The organism is Paenibacillus sp. J22P218, from assembly GCF_056269195.1.
In genome coordinates, this window is the sequence record NZ_JBWDNL010000001.1 from 114,775 (window position 1) to 138,598 (window position 23,824).

Here is a 23,824-nt window from a genome sequence, read left to right on the forward strand (position 1 = left end):
ATGAGGAGGCTTCGATTAAGAGATTTGCTTTTTCGAGAGGATGGCGCAGTAACCGTATTTGCCGTTATCGTTCTTTCCTCACTGTTGTTATTTTTTGCTGTACTTATTGATTATGCGCGTATCGGGGCGATTCATAGGCTCGCAGAGGATACGGTAAGGTCTGGCGTAAGATCCGTCTTATCCGCCTACGATGAGGGACTCTATGAGCGTTATGGTTTGTTCGCCCGTGGAGGCACAAGCGGACAAACGATATTCGAGCAGGTAGTATCCGTGAACATGGAGGAAGAGAACGGGGCTAGCAGCGGATTCAGTGTCGTTGGCGGACAAGTAGAGTCCGCGGCTCTTCAGACTGCTGACGTGCTTGGCAACCATGATATATTCGCCAGGCAAGTGCTGGAGGATATGAAATATAAAGCACCGATCGACTTTACGCTGGAGCTCGTGGCGAAGTTCGCGCCAATGGCTGGAGAGATGAAGGAGGCTGCCGTCGCTGTTAACCTGCTGGAGAGCATGAGGCGATTGTACGAGAAACGTGAAGCGGCGCTTGCCCTTGTGTTGGCAATGCAAGAGCAAGCGGCTGCAGCGATGGGCGGCAGCGGAACGGGCGGAATGATTCCCGTGAAAGCAAGCGGATCAGGCGGGAATGGAGATGGAGATACAGCGGCTGCCATCGCAGGTGGGTTCGCAGCTTATGCAGCGAATGTGCAACATGATGAATCGCTCCAAGAAGATGAGGAACCGCTGTATGCCGAGGCTATAGCCGCTTACGAGCAGCATGCGAGTTCACTCGCAGGCAGTCTTCGAAGGCAGAGCACAAGCGTGCAGCAACAGCACGCGAAATTAAAGGGAAAAGCGTTCCAGGAGCTTGAGGCGGCTAGGAAACTGAACGACGAGATGATGCTGCTGGAACTGCAAGTGGATGCAGCGGCTAATCGATCAGATTATGACGCGGTAGGCAGCCATGCCGAGAGAACCGGCGGAGAACGGCTTCCTGACAGTGCCGCCTCCGATATAGAGGAGATTAAGCAGTCAGCGAAGCAAATGATATTGCCGGACAACTGGTTCCAGCAATATAAGCTGGAGCTGGAGGGGCAAAATGCGGCAGCAGCCGCATTCGACATGGATGCTGGCAGGTTCCAATCGAATGTATCCGCGGCAATATCAAGGCCTGTTGCCAGCAGCTCTAGCCAAACTTTAATGTCGGCTGTTGCTGCAATGAGGCTGTCTTACGGCGAGTATGAGGAGAGCTACGTACAGCCGGCGACAATTATCGGAAAACGAAGAGCGTTGCTCCAAGACGCCGATCTGAATAACCGATTGAAGGAGCAGGAAGCAAAGGCGCAGTCGCTATGGCAGCAAGCTCGAAATATGCTTGACGGCTTCGGATCCGTTCCGCAGTTGGAGGAGCATATCAAGTTATACGAGGAGATCCAAGAGAAGCGGGACGATAATTTGAAGTTTAATCAGAAGCAGTCAGAGGCGGCGCAATCGACGGTAGACAATCAACCTGGCGAAGCGCATGAGGCTGCAGAGCATTCCCAGCAATTCATGGGCGGATTGTTCACAGGCATGTCAGGCATGCTTGAGCGATCACGGGATACCATCTATTACGGCGAATATATCGTAGATCGCTACACGGTGTTTGCTCCGCAGAATTTACGCGCGATGTTTCTGAACGGCGATACGGCTGAACTCTCGCAAGCTATTTCGTTCCATAATCAGGAGGCTGAATATGTTATCTACGGTTTTCATAACCCAATAGGAAACTTAGCTGCCGCGTATGGGGAACTGTTCGCTGTGCGTATGGCGATTCGAACGATGGAGGGACTCATCCAAAGCCGGTCGCTAGGACATCCGCTTCTTATTTTATCAGCTGCGCTTATCTATGGTCTTGAGAAAACGATCGAGGATATGATTGCGTTCACGGAACGCGGCTCGGCTCCGCTATCCAAGTATGTGAAGACAGAAGTATCGTACATGGATTATTTGCGGCTGTTCCTGCTTGTTCATAGTGCGGATCAAGCAGGAATGCTGTCCCGTATGATCGCCGTTATCGAGCAAAATACAGGCACTGTGCTGTCAGCCTCGCCTTCTGCGGTTACCGGTGAAGCGAAATTGTCGATGAAGCTGTGGTTTTTGCCTGGTGCCATGCACATGGTGGGGAAGTTCGGATTATTGGAAGGAAAGGTTGTTGGCAATCGTTATGAGACTATACAAACAATCGGCTCGTCGTATTGACAAGGGAAATACGAGATTTAATAGCGAGCAGGGTTCGATTGTTGTAGAAGCCTCCTTCGTCATGCCGCTTATACTCATCTTATTGCTTGTTTTTATCGTCCTCATTCGGCTATGCGCTGTTCAAATGGCTTTGCATGCGACTGCTTCGCAAGCTGTTCGTCAGATTGCTGCACATATTCATCCAATTGATCTGGCTCTTCAGCAGGCAGCTGCCGTGAATCCGCTTGAAGCTGCATCCCCGCTGCCAAAGAGCAGTTGGGGCGATATTGCGGCAGAGGCCGCCGAATGGCTTCCGAATCCGGCTGGCGAGTTGATTTCATCTGCGCTTCGAGGCGATTGGAAGCCGCTGCAGGATATGGCGGCGACGGAGCTCGGACGATCCGTTGTAGAGCCAATATTGCACGAGGCTGCCGACCAGGCGATCCTTGAGCCAAATCGAATACGTCTAAGCCATCTAGCCTTACCTGATCTATCGAAGGAAACCGAGCCCCTATTAACGATGTCGGTTGAATATGAGTTTCCGCTGAAGCTGCCGTTCTACGGCAAGCCGATTCTACTCCGGGATCAAGCGTCCGAACGAGTATGGGTAAGCGATGCCGCCGCTGCTGCTTATGGTCATGAAGCAGAAGGAGAGGACATTATACCGCTGCAAATTGTGTCTATCGAGCCCTCGCCTCTGCGCCCAGGGAGGAAGGCAACGGTTGTCGTCAAGACTAACCCAGGCACTTCCGTTTCGCTGGACGTTATATACAAGAGCGGGCATAGCAAAGCGAAGCACTTGGGCGCAACGACAGCCGATGAAAGCGGCTATGCGACGTGGACATGGCATGTATCGGGTAATACGACGCCGGGCAGCTGGATGCTGACAGCTACGGCAGCAGCTCAGGAGGAGCATAGCGTGTCGCAATATTTTGTTGTGGAGAAGGCAAATGGGGATTAGGAAGGAGAGGTTGTGACGTGGACGCAGTGACAATTATAGCGGCAGCGATCCTTCTTGCTGTGGCATTCATTACGGATATTAGCAAGCAGATCATACCGAATTGGTTAACGATCCTATTCTTTGGCTGCGGCATTCTGTTTCATCTGATTATAGGCGGCATTCAGGGCGGGGGAACGTCTATTGCCGGCGCGGCAGCCGGTTTTGTCCCTCTTCTTCTTCTGCATTTGGCCAGAGGCATCGGAGCGGGCGATGTTAAGCTGTTCGGGGCACTGGGCGCATGGATAGGTGTAGGCCATGTATTGGAGGTGCTTATGTATTCGATTCTGTATGCGGGAGTGATCGGCATCGCGGTTGCGGCCATATATCGTCCGTTCAGCAGCAAGCTAACGGTCGGAATGACGGCTTTGCTCGTACCGGGCGAGGAGCAGAAAAGGCGGCAATGGCTGAGATTTGCAGATTCGGGTCAAAAGTTTCCTTTCATGCTCGCTGTCGCTCCTGCGGCGATAACCGTATGGATGATGGTAGGCTGAAACGGAATGGATCGATGAGTGGAAGGAGGAAGCGGGATATGCAAAAGTTTAGAATTGATTTCTCTATGAATCGCTGTCATGAAATGCTGATTGACACCGAAGACGGAATTATGCGGAGCAGTCTCGATGACATTGAGCTTCATATGCTGCGCGGTGAGAAAATTCCGTATCTATTGCCTGTCGACTGGTTCGAGCTGGACGGGAAGGTAACCTTCCGATACGTGCTGGATGGTCATAAAATGCTGCTTCATCGGCTTCAATTAGGACCGCTTACGATGCAGCAATATTATTCTCTGGTCCTAGGTTTAATCGATGCGCTGAGCGAATGCCGCCATTACATGCTCAGACCGGAGGGCTGTCTGCTGGACGAATCATTCATCTTTATTGGCGAGCAGCTGCATGATGTGCGCCTAGCTTACGTTCCAATTCAAGTATCCGATAATGAAGCATCAACAAGCAGCGATTTAATGTCGCTTATCGTACGATGGACATCCTACGTGGATGTGCTGGACGGCGAAGGCTTAAAGCGGTTACTACGCCAATTGAGCACCACTAGGTGGCCGCTGGCAGAGCTGCGGACTACGGTGCTTGAGCTAATTGGCGGATCATCGGCAGTTGGCCTTCAACCACGTCTTGCTCAAGCAATTGTGAGGCCTCCCCAGTATGCGGCACAGGAATATGCTTCAGGTGAAACCCATTCACCGCAGGAGGTTGTAGACCAAGAGAAGGTTCGGCTAATGCCGCCGCAATTGTCGGATCGACCCCATATCAGGATGGATACAGAAGATGAGGAACTTTTTTCAGAGCAACAGATAGCGAACGTGAATAGGTTCAAGTGGATAGCCGCTGCTTTTATACTGCTCGCAACAGCCTGTATATGGCGTTTTGTTTATCTAGCATCGCCTTCCAATCAAAGCATGCTTATAAGTGTTGCTATGACGCTTCTATTAGTATCAGTCGTTATCGTTGTATGGAGAAGGAATGTCCGCATATCGAATCCGATTGAGAGTGAGGATTTGGATTTTAATTCGGATCAAGAGTCCTCATACGATCAAGCCGGCGCGGCTTCCGAATTCGAAGCCTTATCCCAACCGCAAACACATCATAACCGATACAATCATTTACTCTCTGCAAGCACGGGCGATAGCCCGGTGAATCGCAGTGATACAGCTGAAGTAAATAATCACCTTTCTATAAAGCCGGTTGCCAACAAAACGGGGCTTCTAGAGAAAATCGCGGTACCCCTCATGGAACCGACGGTGCTCCTTGGAAAGTCTCTGAAGGAGACGAAAGTTGAACTTGCAGCAAAGCTGTATCGTCGTTGGCAAGGGGAGGATAATGTAATTGAATGGTCGGAGCCTGTGCTAAGGATAGGAAGAGCAGGGGATCAAGGAGGGTATGAGGAGCCGGCTAGCGGTATATCTCGTATGCACTTGGAATTCATGTATTCGGAAGGCGAGAGGATGGCTAAGGATCTTGGCTCAAGTAACGGCAGCACATTAAACGGTGAGCCTATGATTCCGTACAAAGCATATAAAATAACCGACGGCGATAGGATACAGCTTGCAGGTGCGAACGGGCCTATGTATGAATTTCGACTAGAATAGCGGTGTTTAGCAGCCTATTTACGGGCGAAAATAGCATTCAAACAGCTCTCAGCAGTCGGATATTGAAAGGTGAATCCGAGCTTCATTGATTTGCGGGGAATAGCATACTGACCTTCGAGCACAAGCAATGACATTTCACCGAGCACCGTCTTCAATAGGAAGGAAGGCACGGGAAACCAGTGCGGTCTTCCCATCGCTTTGCCGATGGCGCGTCCGAATTCATCGTTGCGAAGCGGTTCTGGAGCAGAGGCATTAACAGCACCGCTGATGCTGTCATTGTCCAAGCAGAACAACATCAGCCGTACGATGTCGTCGATATGAATCCATGACAGCCATTGCTTGCCGCTGCCAATTCGGCCTCCTCCGAACAGCTTATACGGAAGCGCCATAAACGGGAAAGCCCCTTCCTTGCGGTCTATGACAAGGCCGACACGCAGCTTGACGAGCCGTTCAGCAGCAATGGAATCCGCTGCGAGTTCCCATTCCTTAACGACACCCGACAAGAAGTCGGTAACATGAATAGGGCTACTCTCGTCGAACTCGCCGTCAAGCGACATCCCATAGGCGCTAATGCCGGAGGCATTGATGACGACCTTAGGTTTTTGCGCAAGCGAATCATAAAGAGCGGCGATGCGGACCGCTGCAGTGAGACGGGATTGCAGGATACGCTGCTTGGCTGCTGCCGTCCAACGTTGATTGATCGATTCGCCGGACAAGTTAACGATCGCATCGATGCCCTCCAGTAAGGAGGGCTGCTGCGCTATTTGGTCCCAAGTTACATAACGAGAAGCTTGAGGCGAACCGTTAAAGGATTCATTACCACTGACAGTACGTGTAATAATGACGACTTCATCCGATCGAGCCAGCAGCGCCTTCGTTAGCGCTTTGCCAATAAATCCAGTTCCTCCGGCGATCGCAACCCGCATCGTTACCGCTCCTTTAGTTATCTAATGCAATGCTGGACAGCCACAGTTGCTTGTTGTTGCTGTCGATTTCTTTCTCCGTATACTCAAACTTCACTTTCGCTTCTTCCGGCAAGGCGTCAATCACAGCTTTTTGCTCTTCGGTTATTTGGAATACAGCTGCGCCCGACGCCGTAATAATTTCTATGGAATGGGTATCTACGATTCCTGTGAACGTGCCTGTATCTGACTTCGTCTCGGACACATTCGTTTCGCCCTCCGAAGTGCTCTCATTACCGTTATTCGCTGCATTGTTATTGGAATTATCCGAGCCTTCTACATCAGGATCGATCATGCCGTTTCCATCCGGCAAATCTTCAACCTGTTGAGGCGGAGTGTTGGTAGCATCCGGGATTTCGCTTCCTGTTTTGGCCGAGTTGCCTCCTCCACATGCGGTTGCGGCAAGCATGACGGCTAACAATAGAGCGCTTGCGGCCACTGATTTCGTACGTTTGTTGCGTTTCGATGAGTTCATCAAGTGAACCACCTCCTGAATTTTTTTATAAAGGTATGTACCCATTTAAACGAATGTTGAACGGCATTGGTTACATTAATTTTGTGAGAGGGTCATTCGGGAACAAATGAAAAAAACTCCTATCGGAGTATCTCGAGGATGAGCGACCGCGTTTAAGCGGAAGTTTTTATCGCCAATCTGAATGATCTGCTTTACGCTTTATCGCTGTAAAGCGATTAAGTATTCTGGTGTGGTAAAGAAAGCCGCGAAAGCGGCTTTTCCTCATTTATTGAGCAAATGTTTATAAGGGGCATAGTCGATGCCCTTGCGGTCAAGAAACGTAACCAGGCTGCGGTAATCACGTTTTGGCGTTGCGCGTATGTATCCTTCGATGCAGTGGTCGCGCGTAACGGAATTAGCGCCGTGCTCGATCGCCACTTGGCCGATCTTGGCTGCGATGGAATGTTTAGCTATATCGCGAAAGGCGCTGGGAACAGGGGATACGAGCTCGTCCAGCAGCGACTTGGAGTCGTCGTTCCACATGCTGCGGCTGCGATCGACCCAATAGTTTTGCCAATCGAGCTTGGACTTGCCGTCCCGCATAGGAAGCACCTTCAGAAATTTTCGAAACATGAAAAATCCGCCAATCGACATAGCTCCCACCATGACAACAGCCCAAAAGACAATAAAATACATAAACCAATCGGGAGTACCCTTCATCGTCATCCTTCACCTCACAAACGAATTATACCGTATTCCTAGATTTATTTCGACATTCCTTGTAAAATAGGGAGGATCAACGAAAAAGGGGCGTTTAAAGGATGCTAAAAATAGGTTCCCATGTATCGTTTTCGGACAAGGGTCTGCTTAATGCGGCTCAAGAAGCAGTATCATACGGTTCAAGCACATTCATGATCTACACCGGAGCGCCGCAGAATACGAGGCGCAAGCCGATTGATGCGTTATATATTGAAGAAGGCAAAGCGGAGATGGAAGCGGCGGGTATTAATGAAATCGTCGTCCATGCTCCGTACATCATTAATTTGGGCTCGTACAAGGAAGATACGTTCGAGCTGGCAGTCAACTTCCTGCAGGAAGAAATCCGCCGTACCGATATGATCGGCGTACGCAATATTGTTCTTCATCCAGGTGCTTATACCGACAAGGATGCCGAGTTCGGCATTGCCCGCATCGCGGACGGACTTAATCAAGTGCTTGAAGGCACGAAAGAAACGAACGTTAATATCGCGCTGGAGACGATGGCCGGCAAAGGTACGGAAATCGGCAGAAGCTTCGAGGAACTAGCAGCGATTATCGATAAAGTGCAAAACAACGATCGTCTAACGGTGTGCATGGATACATGCCATATGCACGATGCAGGCTACGACCTTATCAACGATCTCGACGGCGTGCTGGAGAAGTTCGATCGCACTGTAGGTTTGAATCGCGTAACTGTCGTCCATGTGAATGACAGCAAAAATCCGGTTGGCGCAGGCAAAGACCGTCATGCACCGATTGGCGCGGGCTGGCTCGGACATGATGCGATCAAGAGCATCGTGCATCATGAAGCGTTGCAAGGCCGTCCTTTCATTCTTGAGACGCCATGGATTGGCAAACAAGACAAGACAGAACGTCCGATGTATGAGGCCGAGATCGCGCTGCTTCGCGGCGATGCCCGCACGCGCTTCGGCGAATCGTTCTTTGAAGACGTAGAGCGCCTGCATCATTTCTTCGGCAAACAGGAGATTGATCCAAGACTGTTCGTGCTTTCGACTTGGGAACTGCTGAAGAACGATGCGAAGGCGAAGAAAGCCGATCCGCGCGAACCGATGGAGCGTCTGTACGATCTCGTGCTTGCGGACAACCCGCTTTCGTCGTCGTTGTCGGAGGAACAAATCAATCAACGGATTACAGCTTGGTTCGGCGGCAAGCATCTGCTTGCTACGGTATAAGCGATACTAAATATAAAGAGCAAAGGAAGTAAACCAAGATGTCATCACAAGTCAATCAATCTCAAAGTGCGGCATCAGCAGCCGACAAGAGCGGACGAGCACGTATGCTGATCTCGTGTCCGGACCGTCCGGGCATTGTGGCTGCCGTTTCGCATTTTCTATATGAACACGGAGCTAATATTGTTCAATCCGATCAATACACGATGGATCCAGAAGGCGGCATGTTCTTTATCCGCTTCGAATTCGTTCTGAATGATCTGGATCGCGAGCTTCCGATACTGGTCGAGGATTTCGCCAGAGTAGCCGATCGTTTCGATATGAAATGGCATACGTTCCGCGCCAGCCGTAAGAAACGGCTAGCTATCTTCGTGTCGAAGGAGGATCATTGCCTGCTGGAGCTGCTATGGCAGTGGAAGGCAGGAGATCTGGATGCCGAGATATCGATGGTCATCAGCAATCACTTGGACATGCAAGAATTGGTCCAATCTTTCGGTATCCCGTACCATCATATTCCGGTAACGGCAGATACGAAGGCGGAAGCGGAGAAGAAGCAGCTGGAAGTCGTTGCCGATAAGGCGGACATCATCGTGCTTGCCCGCTATATGCAAATTATTTCGCCGAAGTTCATCGAACAATTCCCGAACCGTATTATTAATATTCACCACTCGTTCCTGCCTGCATTCGTCGGCGGCAAGCCGTACGCACAGGCTTATACGCGCGGCGTTAAGCTGATCGGCGCAACCGCTCATTATGTAACGGAAGAGCTGGACGGCGGACCGATCATCGAGCAGGACGTCGAACGCGTAAGTCATCGCGATAACGTGAATGAGCTTAAGCGTATCGGCCGCACGATTGAGCGTGTCGTACTTGCCCGCGCCGTGAAGTGGCATATCGAAGACCGTGTCATTGTCCATCAGAACAAAACGGTTGTATTCAACTAGTCCGATCAATTTAGGATGGAAAACAGCCATTCAGAGTGATACAATGTTCAAAGTTGTTTATAGGCTTAAGAACGTATCGTTCATCGTAAGTTGTGAAACGATAACAAATTAGATTCAACTATTAGGAGGAAACAGGAATGACTGTTACACAAAAATCAATTGACCAACTGTCGATTGATACGATCCGTACGCTTGCGATCGACTCGATTGAGAAAGCGAAATCCGGTCACCCAGGCATGCCGATGGGCGCTGCGCCAATGGGGTATCAATTGTTTGTCAAAAATATGAACCACAACCCGTCCAATCCGACTTGGGTTAACCGCGATCGTTTCGTATTGTCCGCTGGACACGGCTCGATGCTGCTATACAGCCTGCTGCACCTATCCGGCTACGATCTTCCGCTTGAGGAACTGCAAAACTTCCGTCAATGGGGCTCGCTGACTCCAGGTCACCCAGAGTATGGCCACACAGCTGGCGTAGACGCTACGACAGGACCGCTTGGACAAGGTATCGCAATGGCTGTTGGTATGGCAATGGCTGAAGCTCAGCTTGCAGCTACCTACAATAAAGAAGGTCATAACGTAATTAACCACTTCACATACTCCATTTGCGGCGACGGCGACTTGATGGAAGGCATCTCCCATGAAGCAGCATCGTTCGCTGGCCACCTTGGTCTTGGCAAATTGGTTGTTCTCTATGATTCGAACGATATTTCCCTTGACGGTGAATTGAACCTGTCCTATTCGGAGAGCGTTCAGAAGCGCTTCGAAGGCTACGGCTGGCAAGTTCTTCGCGTTGAAGACGGCAACGATCTGGGCGCATTGTCCAAAGCGGTTGCAGAGGCGCAAGCCGATCTTTCCAAGCCGACTTTGATCGAAGTTAAAACGGTTATCGGCTACGGCAGCCCGAACAAAGGCGGCAAAGGCGGCCATGCAGGTCCTCACGGTTCCCCGCTTGGCGCTGACGAGACGAAGCTGACGAAGCAAGCTTACGGCTGGAACGACGAACACCAATTCCACGTGCCTGATGAAGTTCGCGCACACTTCGCAGAAGTGAAAGCAAACGGCGAGAAAGCTAACGCTGCTTGGGACGCTGCTTTCGCTGCATACAAACAAGCTTTCCCTGAGCTTGCTGCTCAATTCGAGACAGCGATCGCAGGCGAACTGCCTGAGGGCTGGGACGCTGCGCTTCCTGTATACACGACAGAAGACAAGCCAGTATCGACTCGCGTCGCTTCCGGCAACGCGCTGAACGGACTTGCAGCTAACGTGCCTAACTTGGTTGGCGGTTCGGCAGACCTTGAGAGCTCGACGATGACTCACTTGAAAGGCTTGACGCAATTCAAGCCAGGCAGCTACGACGGCCGCAACATCTACTTCGGCGTTCGTGAATTCGGTATGGCTGCAGCAATGAACGGTATTGCGCTGCATAGCGGTCTGAAAGTATTCGGCGGTACGTTCTTCGTATTCACCGACTACCTGCGTCCGGCTATCCGCCTTGCTGCTCTAATGAAGCTTCCTGTCGTATACGTGCTTACGCATGACAGTATCGCTGTCGGCGAAGACGGACCTACGCATGAGCCGATCGAGCAGCTCGCTTCGATCCGTATCATTCCTGACCTGACAGTTATCCGTCCGGCTGACGCGAACGAAACTTCCGCAGCTTGGGCTTATGCAACGGAAAACACGGATGGCCCTGTGGCGCTCGTACTGACTCGTCAAAACTTGCCTATCCTTGAAGGAACGGTTAACAACGTTCGCGAGAACGTAAGCCGCGGCGCCTATGTCGTATCCGACGCTGCTAACGGCAAGCCGCAAGCTCAAATCCTTGCGACAGGTTCCGAGGTTCAATTGGCTGTAGCTGCTCAGAAGGCGCTTGCCGAGGAAGGCATTCAAGTTCGTGTTATCAGCATGCCGAGCTGGAATCTGTTCGAGAAGCAATCCAAAGAGTACAAAAACTCGGTATTGCTTCCTGACGTTAAAGCTCGTCTTGCGATCGAAATGGCTCATCCGTTCGGTTGGGAGCGTTACACAGGCGATCAAGGCGACATCCTTGCGATCGATCGTTTCGGCGCATCGGCTCCTGGCGACCGCGTAATCAAAGAGTACGGCTTCACAGTTGAGAACGTCGTTAGCAAAGTAAAAGCTTTGCTGTAATAGCGACTTCCGCGCTTTAGCAATCGATAGATAAAGGAGCTTACAAATACGATGTCCCAATTCGAAAATGTAACAGTCGTTAAAAAAGCGAACGTTTATTTTGACGGCAAAGTAACAAGCCGCGTAGTCGTGTTCCCTGACGGAACGAAAAAAACGCTTGGCATTATGCTGCCAGGCGATTACGAGTTCGGAACGGATTGCGTTGAGATTATGGAAATCCTTGCCGGCGATCTGAAAGTGCTGCTTCCGGGCGAAACGGAATGGCTTCACATTCAAGGCGAAGGCGAATTCACCGTACCTGCGAACACGAAGTTCAAGCTTCAAGTTGCAACGGTATCCGACTACTGCTGCTCGTACATCTACGAGTAAGCCGAAGTCATACAAGAAAGAGGGCCGTACGCTTAAGCGTACGGCCTTCTTTCTCGTTTACTAACCTGTATTGCCGCAAAATTCGATTTTTCGTTACAAAGAACGCCGCAATCGAATTGTTTCCGCCCTTCGAATCGGATAAAGTTAATGGAAACAGCATACTGGCTAGGAGGCTTGCCTTTCATGAAACAAAAAAACTATACACCGCTTATCGCGATCTTATCGGTTGTGCTTGTCGCTATCATCGCCGTGCTGTTCTTCTTGCCGGCTTACGACGGCGAAGTGCATTTCGACGTGACGATATTGCCGCTGCTGAATGCGATCTTCAATTGCTTCACCTTCATAGCGCTTGTCGTTGCCTTGACAGCCATTCTTAAGAAAAACGTTCGGATGCACAAAGCGTTCATCTTCGCCGCGTTCGGCTCGACGACGCTGTTCTTGGTCTCTTACGTGACGTACCATTACTTGACCGAATCGACCAAATACGGCGGCGAAGGCATTCTTCGCTCGATCTACTTCTTCGTCCTGCTTACGCATATCGTGCTCGCAATCGTAGTCGTGCCGCTTGCTCTCATGTCAGTCGTAAGAGGACTGTCGATGCAGGTAGAGAAACATCGCAAAATCGCAAGATGGACGATGCCGATCTGGCTGTACGTAAGCTTCACGGGGGTTGTCGTATACCTGATGATCTCGCCATATTACGCTTAACGCACCAAAAAGGGGCTGCCATTTGTCGATAATTCGACCGATGGCAGCCCCTTCTATCTATTCCGTTTAGTCGCGGCCGTTCAGCTTGCGTCCGATCCACTGCTCGTAGGCTTTGCCCACGCTAGCCATGTCGAGTGCGCCAAGACCCATGGAGTCGCCCACTTGGAATAAGCTCTTCGCTGCTTCCAGCATCGGTGTTGGCACTTTAAGGCTGTCCGACAATACCGAGGACAACCGCAGATCCTTAAGCATAAGCTCCAGCGAAAATTGTACATCGTAGTTGTCCTCAAGAATTTTTGGACCTTTCAACTCCGCTGTACGGCTCGCCGCGCCGCCCGACTGCACGAGCTCGATGAACGCTGCTCCGTCAATGCCGCCTTTGGAAGCAATAGCCATACCTTCGACAAGCGCGACTGCATTGATGCCGACGATTGTATTATGAGCCAGCTTAGCGGTTGCGCCGCTGCCGCTTGCCCCCATCGGAATGACTTTGCGTCCCATAGCGAGCAGGATGTCTTCTACGCCCGCTAAAGTCTCGTCCGCTCCGCCAACCATAAAGACAAGCGTGCCGCCTTCGGCTGCCGGTTTGCTGCCCGTTACCGGAGCATCCAGGAAGCTCGCTCCAAGGCTTTCGGCAGTTGCTGCAAGCTCCAATGCCAGCGTTGGCGAAATGGTGCTGCTGTCAATCAGCGTCATGCCGCTGCGTACGGCTGCGAATACGCCGCTCTCGCCCCAGTATACTTGCCGAATCGCATCGTCGTTGCTGATCATCGTAATAACGATATCCGAAGCAGCTGTTACTTCGTAAGGAGAGCTAAGCTCGGTTGCGCCGAGCAGGGTGAGTTCTCCTGCTTTGCCTGGCGTACGGTTATATACGCTCACTTGATGGCCTTTGCGCAGCAAATTAGCTGCCATACCGATACCCATTACGCCTAACCCAATAAATCCGATTTTTTTCATGATGATTTCCTCCGCTCCAAAATAGACTTTTCTGATCAATTATACATCTACTTCGAAAAGTTTTCATGGTTTGCAAGCTTGTTTTTATATGGTAAATCCGATATTCTAGAGGCTAAGTTGAATTAATGTTATCATAAACACGGTTTGTGTACATGCTTGACCAAAACCTAGGAGGTCTCAATTTCCATGAGCAAAACAGTAAAGTTTGACTACAGCAAGGCGCTGACTTTCGTCGGTCAGAACGAGCTTGATAACCTGGCGGGCGCGGTACGCCTCGCACATGACCAATTACATAACGGCACGGGAGCAGGCTCGGATTATTTGGGCTGGATCGATCTTCCGACCAATTATAATAAAGAAGAGTTCGCTCGCATTAAGGAAGCGGCAGACAAAATCAAATCCGACTCCGAAGTGCTGATCGTTATCGGCATCGGCGGTTCTTACCTTGGCGCGCGCGCGGCGATCGAGATGTTGTCGCATTCGTTCTATAATATTTTGCCGAAGGAAGAGCGCAAGACGCCTCAAATCCTGTTCGCGGGCAACAACATCAGCTCCAACTACGTGACGCACCTGCTGCAGCTTGTTGAAGGCCGCGACTGGTCGATCAACGTCATCTCCAAGTCCGGAACGACGACGGAGCCTGCTATCGCATTCCGCGTATTCCGCGCTGCGCTTGAGAAGAAGTACGGCAAGGAAGCAGCTCGCAAACGTATTTACGCGACGACTGACACATCCAAGGGCGCTCTGAAGAAGCTGTCCAATGAAGAGGGCTATGAATCGTTCGTCATTCCTGACGACGTAGGCGGCCGCTACTCCGTTCTGACAGCAGTTGGTTTGCTGCCGATCGCCGCAGCCGGCATCGACATCGACGCCATGATGCAAGGCGCTGCCGACGCATCCAAAGAATATGCCAATCCGAACCTCGCAGAGAACGAGGCTTACCAATATGCCGCAGCTCGCAACGCGCTCTACCGCAAAGGCAAAGCGACGGAAATTCTCGTTAACTACGAGCCGGCGCTTCACTTCGTATCGGAGTGGTGGAAGCAGCTGTTCGGCGAGAGCGAAGGCAAAGACTACAAAGGGATCTTCCCTGCTGCCGTTGATTTCTCGACGGATCTGCATTCGATGGGACAATTCATTCAAGAAGGCAACCGCAATATTTTCGAGACGGTGATCCAGGTGAATGAAGTTGCCGAACAAATTACGATCGAGCATGATTCCGAAGATCTTGACGGCCTTAACTTCTTGACAGGCAAGACGATGGACTTCGTTAACAAGAAGGCATTCGAAGGAACGCTTCTTGCTCATACGGACGGCCAGGTGCCTAACCTGATCGTGAACATTGCGGACATGACGCCTTATTCGTTCGGATACCTCGTATACTTCTTCGAGAAAGCTTGCGGCATCAGCGGCTACTTGCTCGGCGTGAATCCGTTCGACCAACCGGGCGTTGAAGCGTACAAAAAAAATATGTTCGCTCTGCTCGGCAAGCCGGGCTTCGAGAAAGAAAAAGCGGAGCTTGAAGCGCGCCTATAATCGGCTGCAGCGAGGAGTTTAGCCTATGCTGAACAACTATCGGACGGTCAGACGGGAAGCAAGCGAGGAGATCGTTATTAAAAAATCCCGTTTCATCGGTCATGCGAAGCCGGTGGAGACGGAGGAGGAAGCGATCGCCTTCATTGATGAGATCAAGCGGCTGCATCGGCAAGCCACTCATAACTGCTCAGCCTATATGGTCGGCGAGCGCGATCAGCATCAGAAGGCGTCCGACGACGGCGAGCCTAGCGGAACGGCAGGCAAGCCAATCCTCGAAGTCATTAAAAACAAAGGTCTCAAAAATGTAGCTGTGGTCGTCACACGTTACTTTGGAGGTATTATGCTCGGAGCAGGCGGGCTGGTCCGCGCTTATACGGATGGCGCGGTAGCGGGAATCGAGGCAGCCGAAGAAATCGTATATGTGCTGCACCGGGAAGTATTCGTGGATGTAGACTACACCTGGTACGGCAAGCTCGAGAACGAGCTGCACGGCCGAGGGACCCGAGTCGGAGGGACGGACTTTACCGATCGCGTCATCGTCCGCTGCCTGCCGGAGGAGCATGAAGCTGAAGCGTTCATTGCGTGGATGACCGATCTGACGCAAGGTCAGGCCGCAATCAACGAAGGTGAAAGCTTGTACTTCATTGAAGGCGAATAACATATGGAAGGAGCATTGGCGGCAGCTTGTCGCCTCTGCTCCTTTTATTACATCTATAGCTATAAATTTTTGAAATGAATTTGATCAGAAAATGTTAATAAACCATTGACTGCGACCTTCATAGGATGCTACATTATTAATACCTAGTAACTTAATAGGAATTATGTTTTTTGCTTTGCTACACCTACGGTACGAACCGATGGTCTGGAGGTTAAGTCACAGTGAATGCCATGTTTCGCGGAAAAGGATGGAGCTTTGGTTTTCGGAGCGCCATTATGCTTTATTTTGTTATCCTTATCGTGTTGCCTATTGTCGGAATTTATACGCAGTCGTTCTCACTGGGCTGGCTTCCTTTTTGGGAAAGCGTCTCCGACCCGTTAGCTTTGAAAGCCGTTCTTCTGACGATCAAGCTTTCGGTAATTGCTACTATTATGAATGTGTTTCTAGGAACAATGATCGGCTGGGTGCTGATCCGCTACCGGTTTCCGGGGCGCAGACTGCTTAACAGCCTCGTCGATTTGCCGTTTGCATTGCCTACAGCAGTAGGCGGACTGATGATTTTGCTGCTGCTTGGTCCGGGAAGTCTTGTTGGAGGCTTGGCTGGCAAGCTGGGCATCGAAATTGTTTTTCATGAACCGGCGATCGTTGTTGCGATGCTGTTCGTGACCTTCCCATTCGTTATCCGGGCGATCCAGCCGCTGCTTGAGGAGCTGGATAAGTCGGAAGAGGAAGCGGCTTATATGCTGGGCGCATCTCGCGCCAAGACGTTCTTCAGCGTTATCTTTCCTTCGATGCTGCCGGGTATATTAAGCGGAGCCATGCTGGCTTTCTCCCGCGCACTGGCCGAATTCGGCGCAGTCGTACTCGTAGCTGGCAATATTCCAGGGAAGACGCTTATTGCATCGGTATATATTTTTGGAGAAATCGAGAGCGACAATCCGCAAGGCGCGGCGGCTATATCCGTCATGCTGCTGACGCTGTCCTTCCTCATTCTTTGGACCGTTAACCTCATTCAAGCAAGGAGGACGGGACAATGACGATGAGAAGGCTATGGATTACGCTAACTTATATGGTATTTGCACTGCTGCTTATCGCCCCGCTGGTGAAAATTTTTACTGGATCGTGGGCAGATGGGTGGAGCGGCTTCATCGAAGGCATTAGCCGGAAGCAATCGCTGCATGCCTTAATGATGACGGGAATTATTGTAGTTATCGTTACGGCGCTTAACACGGTATTCGGCATTATGCTGGCGTTGTACCTCGTACGTGCGGAATGGATCGGCAAACGGATGAAGCGTCTGCTTAACAGTATCGTTGATTTACCGTTCGCGGTTTCGCCGGTTATCGGCGGCTTAATGATCGTTCTCATTCTTGGCCCTAACACTGTCCTAGGTACCTTGTTCGAGGACGCAGGAGTCAAGATTGTATATGCGCTGCCGGGTATGGTGCTTGCCACGCTATTCGTTACGTTCCCGTTAATGGTGCGTGAGGTCATGCCAGTGCTGCAGGAAATCGGCTCCCAGCAGGAAGAGGCGGCCTCGACTCTAGGGGCATACTCATGGTATACATTTTGGAAGGTAACTTGGCCCGCTATTCGCTGGGGTGTCATCTATGGCGTCGTGCTTACTGTAGCGCGGTCGCTTGGCGAATTCGGCGCTGTATTGGTCGTCTCGGGAAACATTATGAACAAAACGCAAACCGCTACTACGCTCGTCTATCAGGATGTTGAAAATTTCAACGTTGTTGCCGCCAATGGCATCGCGCTTGTGCTTGCGGCCTTCTCTGTAGGACTGCTGCTATTGATGGAATGGGCGAAAAAACGAAAGGAAGTGCACTGACCCATGCATATTGAAGTGCGTAATCTTGATAAGAGCTTTGGCGATTTTCACGCCGTGCAAAATGTTAGCTTCGAGATTGAAAAAGGACATCTCATCGGTTTGCTAGGACCGAGCGGCGGCGGCAAAACGTCGATCCTGCGCATGCTGGCAGGACTTGAGACGCCTTCCTCCGGCGACATCCTGTTCCATGGCAAGCGCGTTAATGATCTGCCTCCACAGGAGCGCGGCATTGGCTTCGTATTCCAAAACTATGCTTTGTTTAAACACATGACGGTATATGATAATATCGCGTTCGGCCTTAAAGTAAAGAAGCAGTCGAAGGAGCAAATTCGCGAGCGCGTAATGACGCTGGTCGAGCTGACCGGTCTCAAAGGCTTCGAGCATCGTTATGCGCATCAGCTATCTGGCGGTCAACGGCAGCGTGTTGCGTTCGCTCGCGCGCTGGCGCCTGAGCCTCAGTTGCTGCTGCTCGATGAGCCTTTCGCGGCAATCGATGCCAAGATCCGTACGGAGCTTCGTACATGGCTGAAGGAAATGATCGAGCGTGTCGGCATTACTTCGATCTTCGTAACGCATGACCAAGAAGAAGCCATTGAAGTTGCGGATGAAATTATGATTATTAGCAAGGGCAAGCTTGAGCAGAAGGGTACGCCATGGGAAATTTACAAAAATCCGCAGACACCTTTTGTTGCCAGCTTCATCGGCGAGTCGACCATCGTTGAAAATGTTGCGAAGCTCAAAGGCTTCGAGGACGCGAGCAAGGTCGCCGGCACGAAGGCGCTTATCCGACCTGAATATATCGAGATCGGCAAGCCGGGCGAGATTAGACTCGCTTCCGCCGCAATGGACGGCAAAGTGAAGCACATTCACTTCCGTGGCAGTGAATGGATGGTTGAGCTGGAGGTAGGGGATACGAAGCTGATTACGTACCGCTCGTTGGAGAAGGAAGTTCTGCATCCGGGCGACGAAGTTAGCATCCTCGTCCATCGTGCGTATTTGTTCAATGACAATCAAAGCTGGATTGAAGAGAACAAGCTGAAGGTTGATCCGATGCCAATCCATATTTAACTTGGGGTCTAGACGAACTGGCCTTTCATCTTAGCAGAAAGAGTTGTATGCGAACATGAAATTATACCTGACAACAAGCCAGCGCTTGATCGCTATACTGCTGGCTGCAGCGCTGCTAGTGATAGCAGGCTGCAGCAGCGGAACTAACGATCCCGCCGCTGAATCTTCCGTACAAGACGGCGATGTAACGCTTGTAATCGGTGCATATTCGGTTGTTAAGGACGCCTTCGGAGATATTCTTCCGGAGTTTCAAGCGTACTGGCTGGAGAAGACCGGCCAAAAGGTATCCTTCCAGGAATCCTATGAAGCATCAGGTACTCAGGCGCGTGCGATCGCAGGCGGCTTCGAGGCGGATGTTGCGATTATGGCTATGGAAGGCGATCTCGACAAGATCGCAAATGCCGGGTTTATTACGGAGGATTGGAAGAAGCAGAGCAATGGCGGCGTAATTACGAATTCCATTGTGGTTATGGGTACGCGCGAAGGAAACCCGTTAGGCATTCAGGATTGGGACGACATCATCAAGAGCGACGTTAAGGTGCTGTACCCGAATCCGAAGACGTCAGGCGGCGCGCAATGGGATATTAATGCGATCTATGGAGCCGGGCTCAAGAAGTCTGAGCAGGAAACAGGCTCGAAGGACCCGGAATATGCGAAGAGCTTCTTGAAGTCGGTGCATGAGAATGTGGAGTCGCTTGATAAGAGCGGCCGGGCCTCTATGGCGGCCTTCGAATATGGAGTCGGCGATGTCATCGTGACCTATGAGAATGAGCTGTTATCGCGGATTAAGCAAGGCGTCAATTACGATATCGTCATTCCGTCCAGCACGATACTCATTGAGAACCCGGCTGCGGTCGTCGATAAGAACGCCGATAAGCACGGTACGCGCGAGCTAGCTGAAGCTTTCATTGCTTACTTGCATAGCGAAGATGCTCAGCGGGTTTTTGCGGATTACGGCTTCCGTCCGGTGAACGAGGCGGTCGCTGCTGACACGGCTGACCGATTCATCGTTCCAGAAGGACTGTTCGACGTTTCGTATCTCGGCGGCTGGGACGAAGTGAGAAAGACGCTATATTCGAAGAAAGGCGTCTGGTATCAGGTGCTGGCAGATTTATAAGTCATATCATTAAGTTGAAATGAACAGGGAACCTCCGCTCGAAACGCTTCGTCCAGAATGACGGCGCTTCGAGCGGAGGTTTCTTTTCTTTGCAGTTCCTTGCTGCAACCTTCCGATTCATAAGGCCGTCTACTAGAGCAAAGAGGTGATACGGAAGTATGCCGAAACGATCTTATCGAATGATGCTATCAGCAATTGTCTGGGTTATGTTCATATTTGTATTTGCCGGCTGTTCAGGAGGAAGCGAGCCTCCTCTCCCTGTTGTCAAAGAAGGCAAAACGAATATCAAGGCCTATCAGAGTAGTTACTGCTGGGGCAATGTATGTGCCGACTATCCAGATCCGGAATCGATGCTTAGCGACGATCCAGCGACAGAGGTGAACAGCGGGGCGGACATTTCCATTGATTTCAAGATTAGCTCCAAGCCATCAACGGTTAGCGTAACCCAATTCAAGGACGGGATGCCGACCGATGTACCTTTCGCGAAAGGCAAGATAACCGCCCCGACGGAAAAAGGGGTCTACTATTACGCCGTGTTCGCCCGGTGGGGGAACAGCATACTGACCAAAGGGGACACCTCGGCTGCGTTTGCGATAGAGATCAAATGATTGGCGGAACTGAGCGAAAACCTATAGAACTAGCTAGAGGAGAGTTTTAAGAGCCGATCGACTCTTGAGGCATTCTCCTTTTTTCTGCTGGTCACCTTTTTTATAATGAACGGAAAGGGAATTTAATCCATCTAGGCGAATAATAATACATTGCTGTTATTCAAAATTGCGCATCAGTGCGTGATAACGGAGTTGAGTGGATGGTTAACAGTCTCATTTTTGTCGTTATTTTAACGATTATCATTCATGCTGCCGAAACTTTGTCATATTCGGTTCGCTATGCGGGTGTTAAAATGAATAAGATCGCGGTAGCGCTATCCTTGACGGGCATTATCGTACTTATATCGAGAACAGCCAATATGCTGCAATCCCCGATGACTGGAAAATTCGTCGATCATGCGAGGGTAGATGCTAGCTTTGACTTACTAGGCTACTTCCGGATCGTATTGTTTGCGGCCTCTATTGGAACGTTAATTGCAATTGCGTTGTTTCCGACGTTCGTTCCGCTATGCGGAAGAATTATTGCTCGGCTGGAACTGACCGGCTCGATACCAAAGCTGATGTCCAGCGTTACGCTCGGACAGTTGAAGAATGCGAAGCGTTATATTAGAAGACCGCGCATTCGGCTAAGCTCTTTCCGCTACTTGGGCATTCCGAAGCGGTTTATTTTTCTCAACATTGCCGTCACGGCCTTCTATACGGTTGGTGTTATATCTGCGTTGTACGCAGCCCATCTCGCGCCTGCAATCAGCACGACTGCTTCACAAACGTCGGGCATTATTAACGGGATCGCGACGGTGCTGCTAACTATATTTATCGATCCGCAATTGGGGCTCATTATGGACAAGGCAACGAAGGATGAGGATGCAAGAAATCAATTAGGCAAAATCTATACGCTGCTTATGGTATCCCGCTTCTTCGGCACGTTGCTCGCTCAACTGCTCATAATACCTGCTGCGTATGTGATTATCGCATTCGTAAAGCTTATCTAAGAAGGAGAGTACGCAAGTGGAAATGAAATTATTTACGATCGATGAAGCGAATGTGCTGCTGCCTGAATTAAAGCAAGAGCTTTATAAGCTTCAGGTGCTCATTGACGATATTGATGACCGTTACTTGGAATTGCAGACGGTTAAAGCGAAGCACAAGCTGTCTCCCGGTACGCGCGGAACGATGACCGACCCTTATTTTGAACAGGAGAGCCAGCTTGATTTCATGCGAATGGAAGCCGAGCTTCAGATAAGCAATTTCACTCGCAAGGGCGTACTAATAAAGTCGATTTCTCCAGGCTTATTGGATTTTCCGGCCATACTGGAAGGGAAGGAAGTTCTGCTATGCTGGAAGCAAGGAGAGGAGCAAATATCGCACTACCACGGCTGGAACGAAGGGTTCATGGGACGCAGGCCATATCCGTAAGCGCGATAACGCAATAATGTTTGCGAATTTCGGTAATTTGTATTACGATTAGATTATAATAATTCTAAAAAACCAAGCTTGGAGTCAGGACAGCATTAGGCAGCATCTATATCTGCTTGGCTAGATGTAATAAGAGGAGGTATCCTGTTTATGTTGAACGTCACAGCGGAAATCGATAAAATCAATCGTCATTTGATGGCGAAAGGATATAAGTTAACGACTCAACGCGAAATAATATTGCGGGTATTGCTGGAGCATGAAGAAGACCATCTGAGCGCAGAGGGCGTATTCATGCTCGTGAAGGCAACCTATCCAGACATAGGCCTTGCTACCGTATACCGGACGCTAGAACTGCTTGCAGAGCTTCATATTGTTGAAAAAATGAACTTCGGCGACGGCGTAGCCCGCTACGACTTGCGCGATGCGGACAGCGAGCATATGCATCATCATTTGATCTGTGAAGTATGCGGCTCGCTGCAGGAAATCAAGGAAGACTGGCTGACGGAAATCGAGGAGCGAATCGAACGCGAATTCGGCTTCAAAGTGTCCGACCACCGTTTAGATTTTACGGGCACCTACAAGAAATGCAAAAACAGCAACGGCGCTTGCAAAAAAACAGGCAAAGCCGTTTCGTAAACAATATTCATGCACATAGTAGGGGCTGGAAAGGCTGAGTACTCTTCGCAGAGTCTCAGCCTTTCAGTCGTTTCGTCATGCGGCGTTGCATATTCATGCCTGGTTGTTACACTAGAAGAAGGAAAGTTAAGGAGGAGAAGCTATGGAGCTTGGCTTTAAAGGGAAGACCGCTATCGTCACCGGCGGCAGCAAAGGAATTGGATTTGCAACTGCGATGCTGCTTTCTTCAGAGGGAGCAGAGGTTGCCATTGTTGCAAGAGACCCTATCGGTTTAGACGCCGCAGCAGAAGAAATATTTGCCAAGACGGGCAAGAAGGTGCTAACGATCAGCGCAGACGTCTCGCAGCCGGAAACTGCGGCGAGTGCGGTAGCAAGAACGGTCGACACATTCGGGAGAGTGGATATTCTCGTCAATAATGCGGGCACGTCAGCAGCGCGTCCGTTCGCCGATGTCGGCACGGAAGCATGGACGTCCGATCTCGATCTGAAGCTGTTCGGAGCGATTCACTTTGCTCGTGAAGCGCTGCCTCACTTGCGTGCATCCGGACGCGGAGCTATCGTGAACGTAACGGCGGTCGGAGGCAAGACGCCAGGAGCCTCGTCGCTGCCGACGTCTGTAAGCCGCGCGGCGGGACTGGCCCTGACGAAAGCGATGAGCAAAGACCTTGCCTCGGATAACATTCGCGTTAATGCTGTATGTATCGGACTGATTCGCAGTGAGCAGATCGAGCGGATGTGGCGAAGCACGGCGCCTGAGCAGTCGTGGGAGCAATTCGCCGCAGATCCGAAACATCGCATTCCGCTTGGCCGTATCGGCGAAGCGAGCGAGGCCGCGAACGTCATCGCCTTCCTCGTATCAGATGCCGCATCCTTCGTAACCGGAACGTCGGTTAACATTGATGGCGGAATCGCAGCCGTATTGTAACTTAGAATCATATTGTAGGAGTATGCGCCGGGCCGGGCTGTAGGAGCTCGGCGCATTTCCGTTTGCGGCAAGGACAGATTTGTCCAAAGATGAAAAGAATACCTATACTGGAATGTTTCTAATCATGTATACTGTATAGAGGTCTTAAGTCCTGATCATTCGCTAGATTTCGACAGCAGTTTGATAGTTTTCGACTTAACCGAAAT

Annotated in this window: 24 protein-coding genes; 20 read left to right on the forward strand and 4 right to left on the reverse strand. The window is 50.7% G+C overall.

Annotated features, from left to right (window positions below; genetic code table 11):
* The 4 genes from AC0YN0_RS00590 to AC0YN0_RS00605 are packed head-to-tail and all read left to right on the forward strand — an operon-like array spanning position 1 to position 5,315.
* Entirely contained in the window at positions 1-2,238 is a 2,238-nt protein-coding gene (locus AC0YN0_RS00590) for a TadE/TadG family type IV pilus assembly protein (RefSeq protein ID WP_475819551.1), read from the forward strand.
* A complete protein-coding gene (locus tag AC0YN0_RS00595) occupies positions 2,204-3,178 on the forward strand; it encodes a hypothetical protein (protein WP_475819552.1) in 975 nt (324 codons plus the stop codon). Before AC0YN0_RS00590 ends, AC0YN0_RS00595 begins: the two co-directional genes overlap by 35 nt.
* A gap of 17 nt (positions 3,179-3,195) precedes the next feature.
* The gene (locus tag AC0YN0_RS00600; protein WP_475819553.1) at positions 3,196-3,708 is read left to right on the forward strand and encodes an A24 family peptidase; all 513 of its coding nucleotides are present in this window, start codon (positions 3,196-3,198) and stop codon (positions 3,706-3,708) included.
* 38 nt (positions 3,709-3,746) lie between these two features.
* Complete coding sequence (locus AC0YN0_RS00605) at positions 3,747-5,315, forward strand: DUF6382 domain-containing protein (protein ID WP_475819554.1); 1,569 nt, start codon at positions 3,747-3,749, stop codon at positions 5,313-5,315.
* Between the two features lie 14 nt (positions 5,316-5,329).
* Here the strand turns inward: AC0YN0_RS00605 and AC0YN0_RS00610 are convergent, their stop codons facing one another.
* The 3 genes from AC0YN0_RS00610 to AC0YN0_RS00620 all read right to left on the reverse strand — a co-directional run bounded on the left by AC0YN0_RS00610 (position 5,330) and on the right by AC0YN0_RS00620 (position 7,451).
* Positions 5,330-6,241, reverse strand: coding sequence for a TIGR01777 family oxidoreductase (locus AC0YN0_RS00610; protein ID WP_475819555.1), 912 nt, complete (start codon positions 6,239-6,241; stop codon positions 5,330-5,332).
* A gap of 13 nt (positions 6,242-6,254) precedes the next feature.
* Positions 6,255-6,752, reverse strand: coding sequence for a hypothetical protein (locus AC0YN0_RS00615; RefSeq protein ID WP_475819556.1), 498 nt, complete (start codon positions 6,750-6,752; stop codon positions 6,255-6,257).
* A gap of 261 nt (positions 6,753-7,013) precedes the next feature.
* Complete coding sequence (locus AC0YN0_RS00620; protein ID WP_475819557.1) at positions 7,014-7,451, reverse strand: DUF2621 domain-containing protein; 438 nt, start codon at positions 7,449-7,451, stop codon at positions 7,014-7,016.
* A gap of 101 nt (positions 7,452-7,552) precedes the next feature.
* Between AC0YN0_RS00620 and AC0YN0_RS00625 the strand changes: the two genes are divergently transcribed.
* From AC0YN0_RS00625 to AC0YN0_RS00645, 5 genes are all read left to right on the forward strand, one after another.
* Complete coding sequence (locus AC0YN0_RS00625) at positions 7,553-8,683, forward strand: deoxyribonuclease IV (RefSeq protein WP_475819558.1); 1,131 nt, start codon at positions 7,553-7,555, stop codon at positions 8,681-8,683.
* A gap of 38 nt (positions 8,684-8,721) precedes the next feature.
* Positions 8,722-9,624 (forward strand): formyltetrahydrofolate deformylase, encoded by a 903-nt coding sequence (purU, locus tag AC0YN0_RS00630; protein ID WP_442048044.1) that lies wholly within the window; start codon positions 8,722-8,724, stop codon positions 9,622-9,624.
* A gap of 137 nt (positions 9,625-9,761) precedes the next feature.
* Positions 9,762-11,780, forward strand: a complete 2,019-nt coding sequence (gene tkt / locus AC0YN0_RS00635) for a transketolase (RefSeq protein ID WP_475819559.1) — start codon at positions 9,762-9,764, stop codon at positions 11,778-11,780.
* A gap of 51 nt (positions 11,781-11,831) precedes the next feature.
* Positions 11,832-12,149 carry a pyrimidine/purine nucleoside phosphorylase gene (ppnP, locus tag AC0YN0_RS00640; protein WP_337102823.1) on the forward strand — a complete coding sequence of 106 codons (318 nt, stop codon included), beginning with the start codon at positions 11,832-11,834 and terminating at the stop codon, positions 12,147-12,149.
* 183 nt (positions 12,150-12,332) lie between these two features.
* Entirely contained in the window at positions 12,333-12,857 is a 525-nt protein-coding gene (locus AC0YN0_RS00645; protein WP_337102824.1) for a DUF420 domain-containing protein, read from the forward strand.
* A gap of 66 nt (positions 12,858-12,923) precedes the next feature.
* On the opposite strand, the gene AC0YN0_RS00650 is transcribed toward AC0YN0_RS00645, so the two are convergent.
* The gene (locus tag AC0YN0_RS00650) at positions 12,924-13,817 is read right to left on the reverse strand and encodes an NAD(P)-dependent oxidoreductase (RefSeq protein ID WP_475819560.1); all 894 of its coding nucleotides are present in this window, start codon (positions 13,815-13,817) and stop codon (positions 12,924-12,926) included.
* Positions 13,818-14,003: 186 nt separating this feature from the next.
* Between AC0YN0_RS00650 and AC0YN0_RS00655 the strand changes: the two genes are divergently transcribed.
* The 11 genes from AC0YN0_RS00655 (at position 14,004) to AC0YN0_RS00705 (ending at position 23,618) form a co-directional block, all read left to right on the forward strand.
* Entirely contained in the window at positions 14,004-15,353 is a 1,350-nt protein-coding gene (locus AC0YN0_RS00655) for a glucose-6-phosphate isomerase (protein ID WP_475819561.1), read from the forward strand.
* A gap of 25 nt (positions 15,354-15,378) precedes the next feature.
* Complete coding sequence (locus tag AC0YN0_RS00660; RefSeq protein WP_475819562.1) at positions 15,379-16,011, forward strand: YigZ family protein; 633 nt, start codon at positions 15,379-15,381, stop codon at positions 16,009-16,011.
* Between the two features lie 230 nt (positions 16,012-16,241).
* On the forward strand, positions 16,242-17,048 hold the full coding sequence (cysT, locus tag AC0YN0_RS00665) for a sulfate ABC transporter permease subunit CysT (protein ID WP_442048108.1): 807 nt from the start codon (positions 16,242-16,244) through the stop codon (positions 17,046-17,048).
* A gap of 2 nt (positions 17,049-17,050) precedes the next feature.
* Positions 17,051-17,848, forward strand: a complete 798-nt coding sequence (locus AC0YN0_RS00670) for a sulfate ABC transporter permease (RefSeq protein ID WP_475820870.1) — start codon at positions 17,051-17,053, stop codon at positions 17,846-17,848.
* A gap of 3 nt (positions 17,849-17,851) precedes the next feature.
* Complete coding sequence (locus AC0YN0_RS00675) at positions 17,852-18,916, forward strand: sulfate/molybdate ABC transporter ATP-binding protein (RefSeq protein WP_337102829.1); 1,065 nt, start codon at positions 17,852-17,854, stop codon at positions 18,914-18,916.
* Positions 18,917-18,971: 55 nt separating this feature from the next.
* The gene (locus AC0YN0_RS00680; RefSeq protein WP_475819563.1) at positions 18,972-20,033 is read left to right on the forward strand and encodes a sulfate ABC transporter substrate-binding protein; all 1,062 of its coding nucleotides are present in this window, start codon (positions 18,972-18,974) and stop codon (positions 20,031-20,033) included.
* A 158-nt stretch (positions 20,034-20,191) separates the two neighbouring features.
* Entirely contained in the window at positions 20,192-20,641 is a 450-nt protein-coding gene (locus AC0YN0_RS00685; RefSeq protein WP_475819564.1) for a hypothetical protein, read from the forward strand.
* A gap of 200 nt (positions 20,642-20,841) precedes the next feature.
* Entirely contained in the window at positions 20,842-21,633 is a 792-nt protein-coding gene (locus tag AC0YN0_RS00690; protein ID WP_475819565.1) for a lipid II flippase Amj family protein, read from the forward strand.
* Between the two features lie 22 nt (positions 21,634-21,655).
* Positions 21,656-22,057, forward strand: coding sequence for a DUF2203 family protein (locus AC0YN0_RS00695; RefSeq protein WP_475820871.1), 402 nt, complete (start codon positions 21,656-21,658; stop codon positions 22,055-22,057).
* A gap of 150 nt (positions 22,058-22,207) precedes the next feature.
* A complete protein-coding gene (fur, locus tag AC0YN0_RS00700; RefSeq protein ID WP_475819566.1) occupies positions 22,208-22,693 on the forward strand; it encodes a ferric iron uptake transcriptional regulator in 486 nt (161 codons plus the stop codon).
* Positions 22,694-22,835: 142 nt separating this feature from the next.
* Entirely contained in the window at positions 22,836-23,618 is a 783-nt protein-coding gene (locus AC0YN0_RS00705; protein WP_475819567.1) for an SDR family NAD(P)-dependent oxidoreductase, read from the forward strand.
* The last annotated feature ends 206 nt before the right edge of the window (positions 23,619-23,824 follow it).

Coding starts and splice junctions, on each gene's coding strand:
- AC0YN0_RS00590 (WP_475819551.1), top strand. CDS start 1: ATGAGGAGGCTTCGATTAAGAGATTTGCTTTTTCGAGAGGATGGCGCA.
- AC0YN0_RS00595 (WP_475819552.1), top strand. CDS start 2,204: ATGAGACTATACAAACAATCGGCTCGTCGTATTGACAAGGGAAATACG.
- AC0YN0_RS00605 (WP_475819554.1), top strand. CDS start 3,747: ATGCAAAAGTTTAGAATTGATTTCTCTATGAATCGCTGTCATGAAATG.
- AC0YN0_RS00610 (WP_475819555.1), bottom strand. CDS start 6,241: ATGCGGGTTGCGATCGCCGGAGGAACTGGATTTATTGGCAAAGCGCTA.
- AC0YN0_RS00615 (WP_475819556.1), bottom strand. CDS start 6,752: ATGAACTCATCGAAACGCAACAAACGTACGAAATCAGTGGCCGCAAGC.
- AC0YN0_RS00620 (WP_475819557.1), bottom strand. CDS start 7,451: ATGAAGGGTACTCCCGATTGGTTTATGTATTTTATTGTCTTTTGGGCT.
- AC0YN0_RS00625 (WP_475819558.1), top strand. CDS start 7,553: ATGCTAAAAATAGGTTCCCATGTATCGTTTTCGGACAAGGGTCTGCTT.
- purU (WP_442048044.1), top strand. CDS start 8,722: ATGTCATCACAAGTCAATCAATCTCAAAGTGCGGCATCAGCAGCCGAC.
- tkt (WP_475819559.1), top strand. CDS start 9,762: ATGACTGTTACACAAAAATCAATTGACCAACTGTCGATTGATACGATC.
- ppnP (WP_337102823.1), top strand. CDS start 11,832: ATGTCCCAATTCGAAAATGTAACAGTCGTTAAAAAAGCGAACGTTTAT.
- AC0YN0_RS00645 (WP_337102824.1), top strand. CDS start 12,333: ATGAAACAAAAAAACTATACACCGCTTATCGCGATCTTATCGGTTGTG.
- AC0YN0_RS00650 (WP_475819560.1), bottom strand. CDS start 13,817: ATGAAAAAAATCGGATTTATTGGGTTAGGCGTAATGGGTATCGGTATG.
- AC0YN0_RS00655 (WP_475819561.1), top strand. CDS start 14,004: ATGAGCAAAACAGTAAAGTTTGACTACAGCAAGGCGCTGACTTTCGTC.
- AC0YN0_RS00660 (WP_475819562.1), top strand. CDS start 15,379: ATGCTGAACAACTATCGGACGGTCAGACGGGAAGCAAGCGAGGAGATC.
- cysT (WP_442048108.1), top strand. CDS start 16,242: ATGTTTCGCGGAAAAGGATGGAGCTTTGGTTTTCGGAGCGCCATTATG.
- AC0YN0_RS00670 (WP_475820870.1), top strand. CDS start 17,051: ATGAGAAGGCTATGGATTACGCTAACTTATATGGTATTTGCACTGCTG.
- AC0YN0_RS00675 (WP_337102829.1), top strand. CDS start 17,852: ATGCATATTGAAGTGCGTAATCTTGATAAGAGCTTTGGCGATTTTCAC.
- AC0YN0_RS00680 (WP_475819563.1), top strand. CDS start 18,972: ATGAAATTATACCTGACAACAAGCCAGCGCTTGATCGCTATACTGCTG.
- AC0YN0_RS00685 (WP_475819564.1), top strand. CDS start 20,192: ATGCCGAAACGATCTTATCGAATGATGCTATCAGCAATTGTCTGGGTT.
- AC0YN0_RS00690 (WP_475819565.1), top strand. CDS start 20,842: ATGGTTAACAGTCTCATTTTTGTCGTTATTTTAACGATTATCATTCAT.
- AC0YN0_RS00695 (WP_475820871.1), top strand. CDS start 21,656: ATGAAATTATTTACGATCGATGAAGCGAATGTGCTGCTGCCTGAATTA.
- fur (WP_475819566.1), top strand. CDS start 22,208: ATGTTGAACGTCACAGCGGAAATCGATAAAATCAATCGTCATTTGATG.
- AC0YN0_RS00705 (WP_475819567.1), top strand. CDS start 22,836: ATGGAGCTTGGCTTTAAAGGGAAGACCGCTATCGTCACCGGCGGCAGC.